General features: G+C 68.7%; 15 protein-coding genes. 4 read left to right on the plus strand and 11 right to left on the minus strand.

From position 1 onward, the window contains the following. Nucleotides 1–19 precede the first annotated feature (19 nt). Complete coding sequence (locus tag PKE72_RS08500) at nucleotides 20–1,858, minus strand: DUF885 domain-containing protein (protein ID WP_271164949.1); 1,839 nt, start codon at nucleotides 1,856–1,858, stop codon at nucleotides 20–22. A gap of 187 nt (nucleotides 1,859–2,045) precedes the next feature. Between PKE72_RS08500 and PKE72_RS08505 the strand changes: the two genes are divergently transcribed. Beyond that, the gene (locus tag PKE72_RS08505) at nucleotides 2,046–2,183 is read left to right on the plus strand and encodes an entericidin A/B family lipoprotein (protein WP_271164950.1); all 138 of its coding nucleotides are present in this window, start codon (nucleotides 2,046–2,048) and stop codon (nucleotides 2,181–2,183) included. An 84-nt stretch (nucleotides 2,184–2,267) separates the two neighbouring features. Here the strand turns inward: PKE72_RS08505 and PKE72_RS08510 are convergent, their stop codons facing one another. The 8 genes from PKE72_RS08510 to PKE72_RS08545 all read right to left on the minus strand — a co-directional run bounded on the left by PKE72_RS08510 (nucleotide 2,268) and on the right by PKE72_RS08545 (nucleotide 11,492). Continuing rightward, nucleotides 2,268–4,031, minus strand: a complete 1,764-nt coding sequence (locus PKE72_RS08510; RefSeq protein ID WP_271164951.1) for an AmpG family muropeptide MFS transporter — start codon at nucleotides 4,029–4,031, stop codon at nucleotides 2,268–2,270. Between the two features lie 34 nt (nucleotides 4,032–4,065). After that, nucleotides 4,066–5,607, minus strand: coding sequence for a response regulator (locus tag PKE72_RS08515; RefSeq protein ID WP_271164952.1), 1,542 nt, complete (start codon nucleotides 5,605–5,607; stop codon nucleotides 4,066–4,068). Nucleotides 5,608–5,684: 77 nt separating this feature from the next. After that, nucleotides 5,685–7,301, minus strand: a complete 1,617-nt coding sequence (locus tag PKE72_RS08520; RefSeq protein WP_271164953.1) for a YifB family Mg chelatase-like AAA ATPase — start codon at nucleotides 7,299–7,301, stop codon at nucleotides 5,685–5,687. 57 nt (nucleotides 7,302–7,358) lie between these two features. After that, nucleotides 7,359–8,312: a glutathione synthase gene (gene gshB / locus PKE72_RS08525; protein ID WP_271164954.1), complete on the minus strand. Its 954-nt coding sequence runs from the start codon at nucleotides 8,310–8,312 to the stop codon at nucleotides 7,359–7,361. A gap of 171 nt (nucleotides 8,313–8,483) precedes the next feature. Next, nucleotides 8,484–8,678 (minus strand): Trm112 family protein, encoded by a 195-nt coding sequence (locus tag PKE72_RS08530; protein ID WP_271164955.1) that lies wholly within the window; start codon nucleotides 8,676–8,678, stop codon nucleotides 8,484–8,486. Nucleotides 8,679–8,739: 61 nt separating this feature from the next. Next, nucleotides 8,740–9,396, minus strand: a complete 657-nt coding sequence (locus tag PKE72_RS08535) for an LON peptidase substrate-binding domain-containing protein (protein ID WP_373878077.1) — start codon at nucleotides 9,394–9,396, stop codon at nucleotides 8,740–8,742. Between the two features lie 53 nt (nucleotides 9,397–9,449). Beyond that, complete coding sequence (gene trxA / locus PKE72_RS08540; protein ID WP_271164957.1) at nucleotides 9,450–10,358, minus strand: thioredoxin; 909 nt, start codon at nucleotides 10,356–10,358, stop codon at nucleotides 9,450–9,452. A 621-nt stretch (nucleotides 10,359–10,979) separates the two neighbouring features. Next, the gene (locus PKE72_RS08545; RefSeq protein ID WP_271164958.1) at nucleotides 10,980–11,492 is read right to left on the minus strand and encodes a prolyl-tRNA synthetase associated domain-containing protein; all 513 of its coding nucleotides are present in this window, start codon (nucleotides 11,490–11,492) and stop codon (nucleotides 10,980–10,982) included. A 38-nt stretch (nucleotides 11,493–11,530) separates the two neighbouring features. Between PKE72_RS08545 and PKE72_RS08550 the strand changes: the two genes are divergently transcribed. Continuing rightward, nucleotides 11,531–12,298 (plus strand): DUF6065 family protein, encoded by a 768-nt coding sequence (locus tag PKE72_RS08550; RefSeq protein ID WP_267514950.1) that lies wholly within the window; start codon nucleotides 11,531–11,533, stop codon nucleotides 12,296–12,298. A 23-nt stretch (nucleotides 12,299–12,321) separates the two neighbouring features. Here PKE72_RS08550 and rph read toward each other — a convergent pair whose 3' ends face one another. Next, nucleotides 12,322–13,047 carry a ribonuclease PH gene (gene rph / locus PKE72_RS08555; protein WP_271164959.1) on the minus strand — a complete coding sequence of 242 codons (726 nt, stop codon included), beginning with the start codon at nucleotides 13,045–13,047 and terminating at the stop codon, nucleotides 12,322–12,324. A 100-nt stretch (nucleotides 13,048–13,147) separates the two neighbouring features. Here rph and hrcA point away from each other — a divergent pair, with 100 nt between their 5' ends. Further along, nucleotides 13,148–14,206, plus strand: coding sequence for a heat-inducible transcriptional repressor HrcA (gene hrcA, locus PKE72_RS08560; protein ID WP_271165089.1), 1,059 nt, complete (start codon nucleotides 13,148–13,150; stop codon nucleotides 14,204–14,206). Between the two features lie 44 nt (nucleotides 14,207–14,250). After that, on the plus strand, nucleotides 14,251–14,838 hold the full coding sequence (gene grpE, locus PKE72_RS08565; protein WP_373878080.1) for a nucleotide exchange factor GrpE: 588 nt from the start codon (nucleotides 14,251–14,253) through the stop codon (nucleotides 14,836–14,838). An 18-nt stretch (nucleotides 14,839–14,856) separates the two neighbouring features. On the opposite strand, the gene PKE72_RS08570 is transcribed toward grpE, so the two are convergent. Continuing rightward, on the minus strand, nucleotides 14,857–16,941 hold the full coding sequence (locus PKE72_RS08570) for a S8 family peptidase (protein WP_271164961.1): 2,085 nt from the start codon (nucleotides 16,939–16,941) through the stop codon (nucleotides 14,857–14,859). Between the last annotated feature and the right edge of the window lie 43 nt (nucleotides 16,942–16,984).

Consider the following 16,984-nt stretch of genomic DNA (forward strand, 5'->3'; position numbering starts at 1 on the left):
ACCGGAAAGGCGAGCCGGGTCAGGTCGTCGGCGCCCCGCCGCCCGCCGCGATCCAGCCGTCGACCTGGTCTTCCAGCACGTCCAACGGCACCGAGCCGGAGCCCAGGACCACGGCGTGGAAGTCCTTGATGTCGAACCGGTCGCCCAGCGCCGCCTTGGCCCGGTCGCGCAGTTCCTCGATCTTCAGCTCGCCGATCTTGTAGCTGGTCGCCTGGCCGGGATTGGTGATGTAGCGCTCGACTTCCTTTTCGATGTCCCGCTCGGACAGCAGGGAGTTCTGACGGAAATAGTCCATCGCCTGTTCGCGGCTCCAGCGCTTGGCGTGCAGGCCGGTGTCGGTCACCAGACGCACGGCGCGCCACAGCTCGGTCGAGAGCCGGCCGAAGTCGGAATAGGGATCCTGATAGAAGCCCATCTCCTTGCCCAGCTGCTCCGCATAGAGTCCCCAACCCTCGGCGTAGGCGCCGTAGCCGCCGAAGCGGCGGAAGCGCGGCAGGCCCTCGATCTCCTGCGCATAGGCGATCTGGAAATGGTGGCCGGGCGCGCCTTCGTGATAGCTGATGCCTTCGATCTGGGGCTTCAGCACCTGGGTCATGTCCGACAGGTTGACGTAATAGATGCCCGGCCGCGACCCGTCCGGCGCCGGCGAATTATAGAAGGCGATCGAGGCCGTGGCTTCGCGGAACGGCTCCACCGCCCGCACCTCCAGCGCCGCCTTGGGCAGGGTCGAGAACCATTGGGGCGCCGCCGCCATCACCTGGGCGATGAAGCCGCGCGCGTCGGTCAGATACTGCTCCTTGCCCTCGGGCGTGTTCGGATACTGGAAGCGCGGATCGGTCTTCAAGAAGACGAAGAACTCCTGCAGCGTGCCGGTGAAGCCGACCTGGGCCTTGATGACCTCCATCTCGGCCTGGATGCGGGCGACCTCGTCCAGGCCGATCTGGTGGATCTGATCGGCGGTCAGGTCGGTGGTGGTCGAGAGCTGGAGCCGGGCGTTGTAATAGGCCTCGCCCTGCGGCAGGCGCCACACGCCGGCGTCGCTGTCGGCCAGTGGCTGAACCTCGGCCAGGGCCGCCAGCACCGTGTCGAACCCGGTCTTGTAAGGACCGGTCAGGGCGGCGCGTCCCTCGCCCAGCAACCGGTCCTTGGTCGCCTGATCGGTGTCCAGCGCCGCAACCTTCTTGTTGAAGTCGGCCCAGACCGGATTGTCCGGCCCATCGTCGAACGGGGCGCCGGAGATGACGTTGCGGGTATTGGCGATCGAGGGTTCGAAGACGAAGCGGGGCGAGACCACGCCGGCCGCCGCACGCTGGCGAAGTTCGTCGGCGACCTGGCCCATCTGGACCTGGGCGGCGCGCAGCCGGGCGACATAGGCCTCGGCGTCCGACACGCTGGTGACGCGGTGGTTATTGATCAGGAAGACCGGCAGGCTGGTGGTCGGATTGCCGTTGGCGGCGAACTGAAAGCCCCAGTCGCGCCACTGGTTCGACAGCCGCGCCTGTTGCACGCCGTATTCGAACATTCGCCACGACAACCGCGCCTGAGGCCCCAGTTTCTCGGGGTCGAACTCGGCCTTCATCCGCGCCAGCTGGCTTTCGGACAGGGCCAGGGCGCGGTCGGCGGCGGCGTCCGACACATCGTCCAGCCTGTCGTAATCGGTCTTGATCCCCAGCGACGTCATCTGTTGCGGGCTGAGGGCGATGCGGGCCTGGAAAGCCTCTTCGAAGAAGGCGTTCAGCCGCGCATCCTCGCTCTGGGCCTGGGCCGACGGCGCGGCGGCCGGCGCTTGCTGCGCCATCGTTGGAAAGCCGGACAGCACCGCCAGGACAGCCGTGGACGAGATCAGAAAACGACGCATGAACAACCCCTCGAAGACCAGGCCTTCACCTTCGGGGCGTCGCCCGGCCTATGCAAGCGTCAGCGCAGCGGCGTGTCCCCAATCCAACAGGGATCGGTCGAAATCGGATATGGCGCCGCTTGATGCAACCTATGTTCAAGTGCGGCGTTTTGGGGACAGCTTGACCATAACATCTGGGGTTTTCACCATGCGCAAGATCATCGTCCTCTCCATCGTCGCCGCCGCCCTGGCCGTGTCGGCCTGCAACACCATCTCGGGCGTCGGCCGCGACGTCTCGGCCGCCGGCTCGGCCGTCAGCTCCGGCGCCGAAAGCGCCAAGAACTGAGTTTCAGCTTGAGCGAAGTTTGAAGGCCCGTCGGTTCGACGGGCCTTCGTCGTATCCGGCCCAGTCTGTTCGTTCAGGACGGCGTCAAGAAGGCTGACCTTCTGTGGCTGCGACGGCGGCGTCTTGCTCGACTTCAGCCTTCTGGCGCGCCTGAAGCGCGGTCTGTTTGCCGGCGACGACGAAGGCCAGGACGATGCCGAACACGCCAATGATCGCCGAATACAGGAAGAAGGCGACATAGCCGGCGCCCAAGGCGGCAGGGGTGACGCCGCTGGTCGCCGCTCCAGTGGTCAGAACCCCCTCCTGCAGGTTGGCGAACAGGCTGCGTAGACCCGCAAACGGGCCGTTCCCCTCGGCCGCGCGGGCCGAGGCCTCGACGATCCGGCCGGATTGCGAGGCGATCAGCTTGCCAGGCAGGGCGTAAAGCGAGGTGAACAGGGCGTATTGGGTTGCGGTGAAGCCGATCGAGGTCAGGCTCGACATATAGGCGATCAGGGCCGTGCCGGCGTAGCCGCTGGAAATGTTGTCGACGCCGATCGCCACAGTCAGGGCCGACAGGCTGTGTCCCTGGGTCGCCAGCCAGGCGAAGATCAGGTTGGAGACCGGGCTCATGAAGGCGCCGATGACCATGGTGCGGATCAGGCCCAGTCTGGCCACCGACCAGCCGCCGATGAAGACGCCGAGCGTCGTCATGATCACGCCGAACACCTTCCGCACCTCGGCCAGCTCCGTCTTGGTGAAGCCCAGGTCGATATAGAAGGGCGGCATGATGTTCAGCACGAAGTCGGCCAGGCGATAGACGCAGATCAGGGCGAGGATCAGGGTCGCCACGCCTGAGAACCGCTTGTAGAAGTCGGCCAGGGGCTGGCCGAAGGAACCGGCCAGATAGGCGCCGGGGCGGGTTTTCAACCCTGGCAGGGGCCAGCAGGCCAGAACCATGACAGCCAATCCCAAAAAGACCGAGATGAACTGCAGATAGACGCCCTCCGGCTTGGCCGACAGGGCCGCCGCCACCGCCGCCTTGCCGTCTGCGCCTAGACCGAACAGCCCGAACAGGGCGTTCAGCGGCGCTGACTGGCCCGTCAGGCCCGAGCCCAGGAACATGGCGGCCACGCCGATGACCGCCAATCGGACGACCCATTCGACCACTTCCAGCTTCGGCCTCGACGGCACGTCGCCGACCGGGATGGGCCGGATCGAATGCGCCTTCTCGCGTGGGGCGAACAGGACGCCGATGATGCCGAAGCCCATAAGAGCGGCCATGACCGCATAGGAGAGGTTCCAGTTGTAGAGGTCGGCCAGGACCAAGGGCACGGCGCCGGCCACGATCATGGCGACGCGGTATCCCATCTGATAAGCGGCGGCCATGGCCCCATGCCGGCTGTCGTCGGCCGCCTCGATACGCCAGGCGTCGATGACGATATCCTGGGTGGCGCCGAAGAAGCCGACCAGGGCCGCGAAGCCGGCGACGGCGATCAGGGCGTTGGCCGGATTCAGGGTCGAGATCGACCACAGGCCGAAGACAATCACCGCCTGGGTCACCAGCATCCAGGCCCGCCGGTGCCCCAGCAGGGGCGTCAGCAGGGGGACGGCGGTCCGGTCGATCAAGGGCGCCCAGACGAACTTCAGCGAATAGGACAGGGTGGCCAGTGCGAAGAAGCCGATCACCTCCAGCGTCAGGCCGCTCTCGCGCAACCATGCGGTCAGGGTGTCGAAAATCAGCAGATTCGGCAGGCCGGCCGAAAAGCCCAGAAGCAGCATGATGAAGACGCGCCGTTCGCCGTAGACGGCGAAGCCGCCGAAACGGCCGGCGGATTTCGCTTTTATGGGCGAGGATTGATCGGTCATGCACGGCTCCGGCAGCGGCCGGGAACGCGGTCGCCTAAACGGGGGCGACCTTGGCGCGGATGTCGCGTTTCGTCCAGCGGGTGAGGGCGGCGCGCAGGGCGTCGGCGTCCAGGGGCTTGACCAGATGGTCGTCCATTCCGGCCTCCAGGCACAGACGGCGATCCTCGGCGAAGGCGTTGGCGGTCAGGGCCAGTATGGGGGTGGCGTCGCCCGTGGCGCGGATGGCGCGGGCGGCGGCCGGGCCGTCCATGCCGGGCATCCGCATGTCCATGAAGACCAGGTCGTAGCGGGCGCGCGCCAGGGCGGCGACCGCCTCGGCCCCGGTGGCGGCGGTCTCGACCGTGCAGCCCTCGCGTCGCAACAGGGTGCGGGCCAGAAGCGCCCCGACCGGATTGTCCTCGGCCAGCAGAACGCGGACCCCGGCGAAACGGGCGGTCGCGACCCGGTCGTCCTCGGGCGGCAGTAGGCCCGACGTTGCGGCATGTTCGCCGGCGCCGACGGCCGCCAGCACCCGTTCGGCCAGGGAGGCCCTACGCAGGGGTTTGATCAGATAGCCGTGAAAGCCGGCGGCGCGGTAGCGGGGGATCAGGTCCCGCTCCGATGGTTTCAGCAGGACGACGCCGCGCGCCTTGTCCGGCGCGGCGACCAGATCGCCGGCAGGCGCGCCCGCGTGGTCGATCAGCCAGACGGCGCCGGTGTCGGCGACCTTGCCGCCGGACGCCTCGATCTGGGCGGCGGCGGCGGCGTGAACAATGGGGTCGGGTGAACGGACGCCTACCTTGTGGCCCCGCAGCAGCTTCTTGCGGGGCGCAGCGACAGTCTCGAAGTCGGCTTCGAAGCGGAAGCGGGCCCCGCCGCCGCCGGGGCGGTCCTCCACACCCACCGTTCCGCCCATGGCCGTGGCGAGTTTGCGCACGACCGCCAGGCCGAGGCCGGCGCCGTCATGGCGCACCGCGTCGGACGAATCGGCGTGGCCGAACTCTTCGAAGATGCGGGTTCGCGCTTCGGGCGGGACGCCTGGGCCGGTATCATCTACGATGAAAGCCAGGCGGACGCGTTTGTCCTTGGCGGCGGAGCCGACTTCAGGCGCACGCTCGACTGACAGCCAAACGCCGCCCGTATCGGTGAACTTGACCGCATTGCCGGCGAGATTGAACAGCACCTGCCTCAGCCGGCCCTCGTCGGCCAGGATGTCGGGCGCGTCGGCGGCGACCGACCAGACGATCTCCAGCCCCTTGTCGTGGGCGCGCGGGCTGAGCAGTTCGGCGACGCCGCGCGCCAGACCTTCCACATCGACCGGGGCCAGATCGAACTCGAGCGCGCCGGCCTCAAGCCGGGCATAGTCCAGCAGATCATTGACCAGGCCCAGCAGATGTTCGGCCGACTGGCGCGCATTTTCGGCATAGGCGCGCTGGGCGCCGTCCAGTCGGGTGCGTTGCAGCAGGTTGATCATGCCCAGGACCCCGTTCAGGGGCGTGCGCATCTCGTGGCTCATCAGGCGCAGGAATTGCTGCGCCGCCTCGACGGGGGGCGTCGGCTGGGTCTCGATCCGTTTCGTCGCCGTCCGTCGCGCCATCGCGGTCTCCGTAGGCAGAGGAGCATAGGCGCGCCGGGTTAAGGATTGTCTCCCTTCCGGGCCGGCTTGGGGCGGCGTCAGGAGTAGAGGAAGGGCGCCTGGTCCGTTTCCGCCTCCCGGATCTCCGGAGCGTCGCTTCGGTGGGCCTGTCGCCGGCTGAAGTCAGCCTCGGCGCCGACGGTGCTGCGGCGGTAGATCAGGGCCTCGGCGATGTGGCGGCGCAGCACCCCGGTGCAGCCGTCCAGATCGGCGATGGTGCGGGCCAGCCGCAGGGTGCGGGTCCAGCCCCGCGCGGTCAGACCTCCGGCCTCCCCCGCCCGCATCAGCAGCATTCGCCCCGCCTCGTCGGGCGTGGCGAACCGGTCCAGGGTGTCGCCCGAGGCGCGGGCGTTGAGGCCCTGGGCCGGGTCCAGTCCCGCCGCGCGCACACGCTCCTCTTGCTGGGCGCGGGCGGCGGTGACGCGAGCCCGGGCCTCGGCCGTGCCTTCGGGCGGGGGCGGCAGGGTCATGTCGGCGGCGGTGACCGGCGGGGTCTCGACCGTCAGGTCGATGCGGTCGAACATCGGGCCGGACACCCGGTTCTGATAGTCGCGCTGACAGCGCGGGGCCTTGCCGCAGGCCCCCCGCCCGGCCCCGCCCATGCCGCAGCGACAGGGGTTCATCGCCGCCACCAACTGGAACCGGGCCGGATAGCGGATATGGGCGTTGGCGCGGGCCACCGCGATTTCCCCCGTCTCCAAGGGCGCGCGCAGCGAATCCAGGGCCTGGGCGCTGTACTCGGGCAGTTCGTCGAGGAAGAGGACGCCGTTGTGGGCCAGAGAGGCTTCGCCCGGCTTGGCCCGCAGACCTCCGCCGGTCAGGGCCGCCATCGAGGCGGAGTGATGAGGGCTTCTGAACGGTCGGTCCCGGGTCAGAGCCCCCCGTTCGATCAGGCCGGCGACCGACCAGACCATCGAGGTCTCCAACAGTTCCTGCGAGGTCAGGGGCGGCAAGAGGCCGGGCAGGCGTTGCGCCATCATCGACTTGCCGGATCCCGGCGGGCCGATGAACAACAGGTTGTGCCCGCCGGCCGCAGCGATCTCCAGCGCTCGCTTGGCGCCTTCCTGGCCCTTGACCTCGCGCAGGTCGGGCACGGCCTTGCCGCTGGCCAAGGGCCCGGGCTCGGGCGCGCGCAGGACCTGGGTGCCCTTGAAATGGTTGACCAGGGCGATCAGGGACCGCGGCGCCAGGATGCGCGCCCCGCCGGCCCAGGCGGCCTCTGGCCCGGTCGCCTCGGGACAGATCAGGCCCAGGCCCATGGCGTCGGCGGCCACGGCCGCCGGCAATGCGCCGCCCACCCGCGCGATCTGCCCATCCAGCCCCAGCTCGCCGATGGCGGCCCAGCCGTCCAGGGCGTCGGGGGCGATCACCCCCATGGCCGCCATCAGGGCCAGGGCGATGGGCAGGTCGAAATGACTGCCCTCCTTGGGCAGGTCGGCTGGGGCCAGATTGGCGATAATCCGCCGCGCCGGCAGTGCCAGGCCGATACCGGCGAAGGCCCCGCGCACCCGTTCGCGACTCTCGGCTACGGCCTTGTCCGGCAGGCCGACGATGGTGAAGACCGTCTGCTGATCCTGGCCGACCAGCTGGACCTCAACGTCCACGCGCCGAGCTTCGACCCCGTCAAAGGCGACTGTGACAACCCGCGCGACCATGGTGTTCCCTCCGCTGGAGAGAACGAAGCATGAACCTTGTTCTAGCGCAAGGGGTGTTTACGCAACCTGCGCGGCGCGCTTCTTCTCGATCACGTCCCACATCAGGGCGGTGGCGTCGATGCCGGTGAAGGTCTTCAGCTGCTGGGCGCCGGTGGGGGAGGTGACGTTGATCTCAGTCAGATAGTCGCCGATCACGTCGATGCCGACAAAGATCAGGCCGCGCGCCTTCAACGTCGGGCCGATGGCGGCGCAGATCTCCAGATCGCGCGGGGTCAGCTCGACCGGCATGGCGGTGCCGCCGACGTGCAGGTTGGAGCGGACGGCGCCCGCCGCCGGAACGCGGTTGATGGCGCCGACCGGCTCGCCGTCGATCAGGATGATCCGCTTGTCGCCCTTGGACACGGCGGGGATGAATTTCTGGATCACCAGCGGGTCGCGGCTGCCGGCGGCGTGGATCTCGATCAGGGCGTCCAGGTTGGGATCGTCGGCGCGCAGCTTGATCACGCCCGAGCCGCCGTTGCCGTGCAGGGGCTTCAGCACCACCTCGCCGTGCTTCTGATGGAAGGCGGTCAGGGCGACGGGGTCGGCCGAGATCAGGGTCGGGGGCTGAAGGCCCGGGAAGGCGGTGACCAACAGTTTCTCGGGCGCCGAACGGACCTGGGCCGGGTCGTTGACGACCAGAGTCTTCGGATGGACCGTCTCCAGCAGATAGGTGGCGGTGACATAGGCCATGTCGAACGGCGGGTCCTGGCGCATCAGGATGACGTCCACGTCCTCGGCCAGGTCCAGCTTCACCCAGTCGCCGAAGTCGACGTGATTGCCGACCTCGCGCCGGACGGTGATCGGCCGGGCACGGCAGTAGAGGCGGCCCTCCTCCAGGGCCAGGGTGCGGAAGTCATAGACCCACAGCCGGTGCCCGCGCGCCTGGGCCGTCTCGGCCATCAGGAAGCTGGTGTCCCCGGCGATGTCGACGGCCTCGATCGGGTCCATCTGGATGGCGATTTTCAGCATGAACAGATCCTTGGCGTAGGTGGGGACTGGGAAGGCGATCCCTCCACCTCGTCATCCTCGGGCTTGTCCCGAGGATCCATATGCTCCGTCGAAACCGGGGGTCACGACAGGAACCGGGGGTATGGATCCTCGCCATAAGGGCGAGGATGACGGGCGGAAGGAAGGGGGAATCTAGTCCAGCTGACGGGCTTCCTCGGCCAGCATGATCGGCACGCCTTCGCGGATCGGATAGGCGAGTTTGGCGCCGGCCGAGATCAATTCGCCGGCGTCGCGGTCGTAGGTCAACTTGCCGCGCGTGACCGGGCAGACCAGCACCTCGAGCAGGCGGGGATCGACCGAAACAGGGGTATTGAAGGCGTCACTCATTTTTTGGGCCTATCGCGCTGGCGCTACTTGAGGCCGTTGTAGGGTGGCTCGTCGCATGGCGCTACTGGATCGATGGCGCGGCGTCGTCACCGGCGTCGGCGGCGTCGATGCGGAGCAGGGCGGTCAGGGCCTCGGCGCGGGGCATCAGGCCCATGGCCTCCAGCAGAGCCTGTTTCTCGGCCGGCTCGAACGGCAGGGCCATCGACAGGCTGTTGACCAGGGCCTCCATCGGCGCGGTTTCGGCGGTGTCCCAGTCGATGTCCAGCAGGCGGTGGGTCATATAGGCGCGCAGGGCGTCGAGGAAGGCGTGGCGGTCGAAGTCCGGCTCTTCCGGCGGGGGCGCCAGGTCGGCCTCATAGGCGTCGAGGGCCGCGCGCACCTGGCGATAGGGCGCCTTGGACGGCAGTTCGGCGGCGATGCGGAACCGCGACACCCCGGTCAGGGTGATCAGATAGCGGCCGTCGGAGGTCTCGGCGAAACTGGTGATCCGCCCGGCGCATCCGACCGGAGACAGGCCGGGCTGAGCCGGGTCCCCGCCCTTGGGCTGGATCAGTCCGATGATCCGGTCCCCGGCCATAGCGTCGTCCACCATGTTCAGATAGCGCGGCTCGAAGATGTTCAGCGGCAGTTGCCCGCGCGGCAGCAGGATGGTCCCGCCCAGCGGAAACACCGGGATCACCTGGGGCAGGTCCAAAGCGCGCACATAGCCCTGGGGCATCATATCTCCTTGGGCCTATCGCGCTTCGCGCTACTTGAGGCCCGCTTGACGTCTTAAGAGAAAAGGATCGACGACAGGCGACGGCGGCCGTCCTTGGAGACGTCGGAACTGACGCCGGCGGCCTCGAAGATGACCAGCAGCTGTTTGCGCGCCGCCTGGTCGTTCCATTCGCGGTCGGCCTGGATGATGGCCAGCAGATTGTCGACCGCGCCCTTGAAGTCGCCGGCCGCGCTTTGCGCCTCCGCCAGATCGAAACGGGCCTGGTGGTCGGTCGGATCGGCCTCGACCTTGGCTTCCAGTTCGGCGAAGGCCCCAGTCGGGGCCTTGGCGGCCAGGGCCAGCTGGGCGCGCACGCTCTGGACCGTCGGCTCCTTGGAGTCCTGGGGGGCCATGGCGATAGTCTGCAGCGCCTGCTCAGGATCGCCGTTGGCCAGATAGACCCGGGCCATGCCGGCGATGGCCTTCTCGTTCTCGGGCTCGATCGAAAGGACATGGGCGAAGGCCTGGGCCGCGCCGCCGAAGTCGTTGAGGCCGAGGGATTCCTCGCCCAGCTCCAGCAGTTGCGTCGTCTCTGTGGAGCCGCCGGCCCCGCCGGTCAGCTTGTCGATGAAGGCCTTGATCTGGCTGTCGGGGATCGCGCCCTGGAAGCCGTCCACCGGCTGGCCGTTGACGAAGGCATAGACGGTGGGGATCGACTGCACCCGCAGCTGGCCCGCATAGGCCGGATTGGCGTCCACATCGATCTTGACCATCTTCACCGCCCCCTTGGCGGCGCGCACGGCCTTCTCCAGCGCCGGGCCCAGGGTCCGGCACGGGCCGCACCAGGTGGCCCAGAAGTCGACGATGACCGGCTGATGCCGCGACGCCTCGATGACATCGGTCATGAAGGAAGCGTCCGTGCCCTCCTTGATCAGGTCGTCGCCGGAGCGGCCGGGGGACAGGGTCGGGTCGATCAGGGTCATGGCTAAGTCCGTGCAGGCTCGAAGGTCGTAACGGACCAGATGGCGTCGGGATGCCTCAGCATCAAGCGGCGAATTGGTCGCGCCGCGACGGAGCGGGCCTGAGGGCCGAAATAGACGGAATCCACTCGAAAAAAATGGAGTCTATTTTCGTCTATTCTTGGCGCGGCGCCCGTTCTGGCGCGACTGGCGCGAAAACACCGTGCCAAGGCGCCAAACATGGCGCGGCGCAAGTTGGTCGGGGCTGTGGCGTCGATTCTCATGCCGGAATGATCTCACGCCGCCGGCCACCGGTAGGTCGCTGGGCGCCAGATATCTGCAAGTCATTGGGATTGTGTGGGTCGGACCAGCGTCATTGTGCGCGCAACGCCTTCTCTTTCGTCATTCCGGGCGAAGGGCCGCTTGGCCCGAAGACCCGGAACCCAGCGGCGCGCGAGAGCGCGAAACTGTCGCGGATTAGATCTTGAGACATTGTGCGGCGGATAGATTTCGCCTTCGGCGCCGCTGGGTTCCGGGTCTCCGCTGCGCTTCGCCCGGAATGACGAAAGAAGGGCGGCGTCACCTCTCCTCGCCACAAGGCGCGTGGGGAGGGCAGCGTAGTTTAGACGGTCACGCGCCCCGCCCTCACCCCAACGCCCCGAAATCCACCACCACCGGCTCCCGCCCCAGCAGCGCCAGCACCCGCCGGAACGCCGTCTGGTCCAGGGCCGTCGTCGCCGTATTGGTCAGGGGGTGGAAGTTGACGATGTCGGCCTCCCACAGTCGGCGGTCCAGGACGAAGGTCACGCGGCGGTCGGCGTCGTTGATCAGGGCCAGAGCCGTGACCGAGCCGGGGCGGACGCCCAGGGTGTCGAACATCAACAACTCGTTTCCGAATGAGAGGCGGCCCGAGCCAATGGCGGCGGCGGCGCGTTTCAGGTCGATGATCGTGTCCTGGCGGGCGGAGATCAGCCAGAGGCGGCCTTTGTGGTCTTTCAGGAACAGGTTCTTGGTGTGGGCGCCGGGCAGGTCGGCCTTGAGGTCCAGCCCTTCCTCGACGCGGAAGACGGCCGGGTGGTCGTGGGTCGTGTGGGCCACGTCGTTCTCGGCCAGCCAGGCGGTCAGGGCGTCACGGTCGAAGGCGGGGTGCGGCGTCATGGTTGAGCAGTCGCGTTTGCGGCGTTAGGAACGGTTCCATGGTCGATACCGTGCAGACGCGCCCGCTGGAACTGGAATGCTATCCGATGACGGCCCGGCCGCCGGATCTGGTGCCCGGCCGCCAGTCGCGCAACTGGATGGACGCCTTCATCAGCCGCCACCCCTATCGGTGCCTGCCGCTGAACATGGCCAACACCACCGGGTGGGAGATCCTGTGTCCGTTCGGCTTCTCGGCCGAATGGAACGGCGGGCCGCGCCAGGAAGACATCGTCATCACGCCCGACCGGCCCCAGCACGACCTGGCCCATTTCGTCACCTCGCACTTTTCGCGCGGGGTGCTGACCATGCACCCGCAGTATCTGTTCCGCACGCCGCCGGGCTGGGGGATGATGTGTTCGGGGTCGCCCAATCACCTGAAGGACGGGATCCAGCCGCTGGTCGGCCTGATCGAGACCGATTGGCTGCCCTTCCCCTTCACGATGAACTGGATCTTCACCCGGCCGGGCCGGATTACGTTCGAGAAGGGCGAGCCCTTCTGCTTCATCAATCTGATCGAGCACAAGAAGGTCGAACAGTTCCAGCCGGTGATCCGGACCCTGGAATCCAACCCGGTGATGAAGGGCCAGTTCGAGGCCTGGAACCGCGCCCGCACCGACTTCAACCAGCGGCTGGCCGGCGGCGATCCGGACGCGGCCAAGGAGGCCTGGCAGCGCTACTACTTCAAGGGCGAAGTGCCCGAGGACCTGGGGGCGGCGCCGCCCACCCATTCGAACAAGCGCCGCCTGAAGTCGCCCCGCGTCGGCTGACGCGGTCGGAGCGGTCGGTGCGCTTAGCGGCGCACCGCCTCCAGCGCCGCCTTCTGCAGGGCGAACAGTTCGGTGCAGCCGATCTCGGCCAGGGAGAAGAGGCGGTCGAACTCGGCGCGGGAGAAGCCGCGCTTCTCGCCGGTGGCCTGGACCTCGACGATCTGGCCCGCGCCGGTCAGGACGAAGTTGGAATCGGCCTCGGCCTCGGAATCCTCTTCATAGTCCAGGTCCAGCACCGGCACGCCGTCGCAGACGCCGCAGGACACCGCGGCCACCTGATCCAGGATCGGGTCGGACTTCAGCACGCCTTCGTCGCGCAGATAGTTGAGGGCCGAGGCCATGGCGACCCAGGCGCCGGTGATGGAGGCGGTGCGGGTGCCGCCGTCGGCCTGGATGACGTCGCAGTCCAGCACCACCTGGCGCTCGCCCAGGGCCTTCAGATCGACGACGGCGCGCAGCGAGCGGCCGATCAGGCGCTGAATCTCCTGCGTCCGGCCCGACTGTTTGCCGGCGGCGGCCTCGCGGCGGCCGCGGGTGTGGGTGGCGCGGGGCAGCATGCCGTATTCGGCGGTGACCCAGCCCTGGCCCTTGCCACGCATCCAGCCGGGGATGCTCTCCTCGACCGAGGCCGTCACGAGAACCTTGGTATGGCCGAAGGTGATCAGGCACGAGCCCTCGGCGTAGCGGTTGACGCCGGTCTCGATGGTCACGGGACGCAGCTGGTCGTCGGTGCGTTGCGAATGGCGCATGAGATGAGTCCTTGGAAGCGGGGGCTGCGGTGCTTATCCTGAAACCGTGAGCCTGTATGCCCCCAAAACCCCGCCGTTCGACGGCGCCCAGTCCCCAAGCATGGCCTTCGCCGGGCTGGCGGGGCTGGACGCGCGGGCGCGCGACATCTTCCGACGGATCGTCGAATCCTATCTGGAGACGGGCGAGCCGGTCGGGTCGCGGACCCTGTCGCTGGGCGGCATCGCCCTGTCGCCGGCCTCGATCCGCAATACGATGCAGGACCTGACCCTGGCCGGCCTGCTGGCCTCGCCCCATACGTCGGCGGGGCGGATCCCGACCCATGCGGGCCTGCGCCTGTTCGTCGACGGCCTGCTGGAGATCGGCGACCTGACCCAGGAAGAGCGGCGCGAGATCGACGGGCGGCTGGCCGGGCGGGGGCGGAATTTCGAATCCGCCCTGGATGAGGCGTCGAACCTGTTGTCCGGCCTGGCGGGGGGCGCGGGCGTGGTGTCCAGCCCGGTGCGCGAGTCCGGCGTCAAACATGTAGAGTTCGTGGCTCTGGGCGGGGATCAGGCCCTGGCGGTCATCGTCGCCGACGACGGCACGGTCGAGAACCGGATCATGACCCTGGCGGCCGGGGTCACGCCCTCGACCCTGGTCGAGGCCTCCAACTTCCTCAACGCCCGTCTGCGCGGCCGGCCCTTCGCCGACGCCAAGCGCGAAATGACCCAGGAGCTGGAGATCGCGCGGCGCGAACTGGACCAGACCGCCGCCCGCCTGGTCGAGGACGGGTTCGCCGCCTGGTCCGGCGGGCCGGACCGCGAGCGCGCCCTGATCGTGCGGGGCCGCGCCAACCTGTTGCAGGACGGCGAAGGCCTGGCGGATCTGGAGCGGGTGCGGGTCCTGTTCGACGACCTGGAGCAGAAGGAACAGCTGATCGGCCTGCTGGACGGGGTGGATGCGGCGCAGGGGGTGCGAATTTTCATCGGCGCCGAAACGCGGTTGTTTTCACTTTCGGGTTCCGCCGTGATCGCGGCGCCCTATATGAGCGGCCGACAGCGGGTTCTGGGCGCCATCGGCGTCATAGGCCCCGCTAGGTTGAACTACGCCCGTGTCATTCCGTTGGTGGACTATACCGCCCGGGTGCTGGGCCGGATGCTGGACGGGAACGACAAGTGAGCGACAAGCCCCTTAACGAAGACTTCAACGCGCTGGACGCCGACATGGCGGAAGTGAACGCCGAACACGGCCTGGACGCCCAGCCGTCAGACGATCTGGCGCCGCTGGACGCCGTCATCGCCGAGCGCGATGAGTGGAAGGACCGCGCCCTGCGCGTCGCCGCCGAGATGGAGAATCTGAAGCGCCGCGCCGAGACGCAACAGAACGACGCCCGCGCCTTCGCCATCCAGCGCTTCGCCAAGGACCTGCTGGGCGTGGCCGACAATCTGGAACGCGCCCTGATGGCCGCGCCCAAGGACACGGACGGCCCGACCGTCGCCCTGGTGACCGGTCTGGAAATGACCCAGAAGGCCCTGCTGCAGGCGTTCGAGACCAATGGGCTGAAGCGCGTCGCGCCCGAGGCCGGCGAGGCCTTCAACCCCCATCTGCACCAGGCCATGATCGAACAGCTGTCGGACTCGGTTCCGGGCGGCGCCGTGCTCCAGACCATGCAGTCCGGCTTCGAACTGTTCGGCCGCACCATCCGCCCGGCCATGGTCGTGGTGGCGGCCAAGGGGTCGGGCGCGCAGGCGTCCAACCCCTATGGCGCGTCGCCTGAGCCCGAGACCCACGCCTTCGACAGCAAGGCCTAAGGTGAACGGGGGACGGCGTCAGAACTGACGCCGCCACCCGCCGATCAGGGCGAACTCGGGCGCCGCGTCGGCGACATGGCGCGGTTCGCGGCTGGCGACGGCCTGGACCGACAGGCTTGAGCCGTCCCACAGCCGACGCTCGCCGCCCAGTATGAAGTCGATCTGACGGCCGCTGGGCGCCGCCGAGAAGCTGCGGCGCGAATAGGTCAGGGGGTCGAAATAGTCGACCGGCACGTCCGCCAGCCAGGCCGAGAAGGTCCCCCGCTCGATCCGCAGCGGCTGTGACACGGTGAAGCTGATCCGGTCGCACAGGGCGGTGCAGCCGGTCAGCAGGCCCAGCCGCCAGTTCGAACTGACCGCCGCCTGGTCCGTCGACAGGAACCGCCCCTCGCTCTCGGTCGCGCCCAGGCCGGCCTCGCCGATCAGGGCCAGGCCGGGCCTCAGGGTCCAGTCGCCGCCGACCGCATAGAAGCTTGTCCGCGACGGCAGGGCGAAGTCCGATCCGCCCGGCAGGAAGGCCCCCAAGGGCCCCAGACGCTCGTCCAGGGCGCCCAGGCTGAGCGACAGGCCGCCGTCGGCGCCGCGCCAGGCCAGGGTGGCGCGGCTATAGGTCGAGGCCTCTTCCTCGACCCGGCGCAGGGGCATGCGGCGGTCGCCGCCGCCGCTCTCGGCCGCCAGGGTGAGGGCGCCGAACCGGACGGCGCCGCGCACGGCGTGGTCGACCTGGGCCAGGGCGGCGAAACCGTCGCCGGCCGCGCCGTCGAACGGCGAGGACGCCCCGCCGCGCCCCTGCCAGGTGGCGAAGCTCAAGCGGCCCATCTCCAGGTCCAGCATGGCCTCCTGCCGGGGCTCGTCGCCCAGCCAGGGGGCGTCGGTCAGGTCGTGGCGCGGGGCGATGGGCTCGGGCGTCGGGGCCGGCTGGGACGCGGTCAGGTTCAACCGGCCGCCGTTGGGCAGAGCCAGGCGCGTCGTCGCCGTGCGGCTGGGCTCGAACGGAGCCGCCTGATACGAGCGGCTGGGCGCCGTCGGATAGGCTGCACCCAGCTGGACCGCGAACATCCGATCATAGCCGTCGAACAGGACGGTCCCCAGGGCGGTCTGGCGCGCGAAGGCGTCGCCGAAGGCGGGGCCGACGAAACTGCCCGGCTCGGTCTCAGCGACGATGGCGGCGCCGTCGGCCATGGGGACCGAGGTGGCGCCCGCCGGCCGGAAGGCGTTGGCCAGGTCGAGCAGGCCGCGGCCGTAGACGACGTCAGTCCCGGCGTCCCCGGCGTCGCGCGCCGTGTCGATCAGTATGGCCAGGGCCTGGCGCGCCGTCAGATTGGGGAAGGCGTCCATCAGGAGGGCCAGGGCGCCCGAGACATGGGGCGCCGAGAAGGAGGTGCCGTTCACCCGCCAGCAGCTGGTCCCGTCACAACCGGTCAGAATGGCCTCGCCCGGCGCCGAAATATAACCGGCGGCCGTCACGCCGGCTCGGTTCGAGAAGTCGGACATGAGATTGGTCGAACCGTGCGAGCCTACGGCGATGAGTGAGCCGGCGAACCGGGGATCCACCGCGTATTGCGCGGGCCAGCCGGGATTGGCCTCGCCGTCATTGCCCGACGAGGCGACGATCACCGCGCCGGAGTTGACGGCGCGCAGCAGGGCCGCCTCGAAGGCCGAGCCCAGCCGGCCGTCGCCGCCCAGGGACATGTTGATGATCTTGACCCCGTTGGCCACGGCGAAGTCCAGGGCCCGAACCAGGTCCGAGCTGCTGAAACAGACGTCCGTGTCCTCGTCGTCGCATTCCGCGATGTCGGTGCGGATCGACAGGATGGTCGATTGATAGGCGACGCCGATCGTGCCCAGGCCGTTGAAGTTCGAGGCGATCACGCCGGACACCAGGGTCCCGTGACTATCGTCGGCGACATAGGGAGTGTTTCGCCCGGAGACCACGTCGGTCGAGGCGCTCGAGATGCGGCCGACCAGATCCGCCTGGTTGTTGCTGACGCCGGAATCGACGACGCCGACGGTGACGCCATTGCCGGTGGCGCCGGCCTGCCAGGCGACCTCGGCCTTCATATTGGCCAGGCCGTAGTTGCGCAGATATTCGCTCGACGTCACCGAGGGCGGCGGTGGCGGCGGAGGGGGGGGCGGAGGAGGCGGC

Origin of the sequence: Brevundimonas intermedia (assembly GCF_027922165.1) — a bacterium.
Classification (GTDB): domain Bacteria; phylum Pseudomonadota; class Alphaproteobacteria; order Caulobacterales; family Caulobacteraceae; genus Brevundimonas; species Brevundimonas intermedia.

What these genes read in the sequence shown, in the direction of transcription:
- PKE72_RS08500 (WP_271164949.1), bottom strand. Translation starts at nt 1,858, where the DNA reads ATGCGTCGTTTTCTGATCTCGTCCACGGCTGTCCTGGCGGTGCTGTCC.
- PKE72_RS08505 (WP_271164950.1), top strand. Translation starts at nt 2,046, where the DNA reads ATGCGCAAGATCATCGTCCTCTCCATCGTCGCCGCCGCCCTGGCCGTG.
- PKE72_RS08510 (WP_271164951.1), bottom strand. Translation starts at nt 4,031, where the DNA reads ATGACCGATCAATCCTCGCCCATAAAAGCGAAATCCGCCGGCCGTTTC.
- PKE72_RS08515 (WP_271164952.1), bottom strand. Translation starts at nt 5,607, where the DNA reads ATGGCGCGACGGACGGCGACGAAACGGATCGAGACCCAGCCGACGCCC.
- PKE72_RS08520 (WP_271164953.1), bottom strand. Translation starts at nt 7,301, where the DNA reads ATGGTCGCGCGGGTTGTCACAGTCGCCTTTGACGGGGTCGAAGCTCGG.
- gshB (WP_271164954.1), bottom strand. Translation starts at nt 8,312, where the DNA reads ATGCTGAAAATCGCCATCCAGATGGACCCGATCGAGGCCGTCGACATC.
- PKE72_RS08530 (WP_271164955.1), bottom strand. Translation starts at nt 8,678, where the DNA reads ATGAGTGACGCCTTCAATACCCCTGTTTCGGTCGATCCCCGCCTGCTC.
- PKE72_RS08535 (WP_373878077.1), bottom strand. Translation starts at nt 9,396, where the DNA reads ATGCCCCAGGGCTATGTGCGCGCTTTGGACCTGCCCCAGGTGATCCCG.
- trxA (WP_271164957.1), bottom strand. Translation starts at nt 10,358, where the DNA reads ATGACCCTGATCGACCCGACCCTGTCCCCCGGCCGCTCCGGCGACGAC.
- PKE72_RS08545 (WP_271164958.1), bottom strand. Translation starts at nt 11,492, where the DNA reads ATGACGCCGCACCCCGCCTTCGACCGTGACGCCCTGACCGCCTGGCTG.
- PKE72_RS08550 (WP_267514950.1), top strand. Translation starts at nt 11,531, where the DNA reads ATGGTCGATACCGTGCAGACGCGCCCGCTGGAACTGGAATGCTATCCG.
- rph (WP_271164959.1), bottom strand. Translation starts at nt 13,047, where the DNA reads ATGCGCCATTCGCAACGCACCGACGACCAGCTGCGTCCCGTGACCATC.
- hrcA (WP_271165089.1), top strand. Translation starts at nt 13,148, where the DNA reads ATGGCCTTCGCCGGGCTGGCGGGGCTGGACGCGCGGGCGCGCGACATC.
- grpE (WP_373878080.1), top strand. Translation starts at nt 14,251, where the DNA reads ATGGCGGAAGTGAACGCCGAACACGGCCTGGACGCCCAGCCGTCAGAC.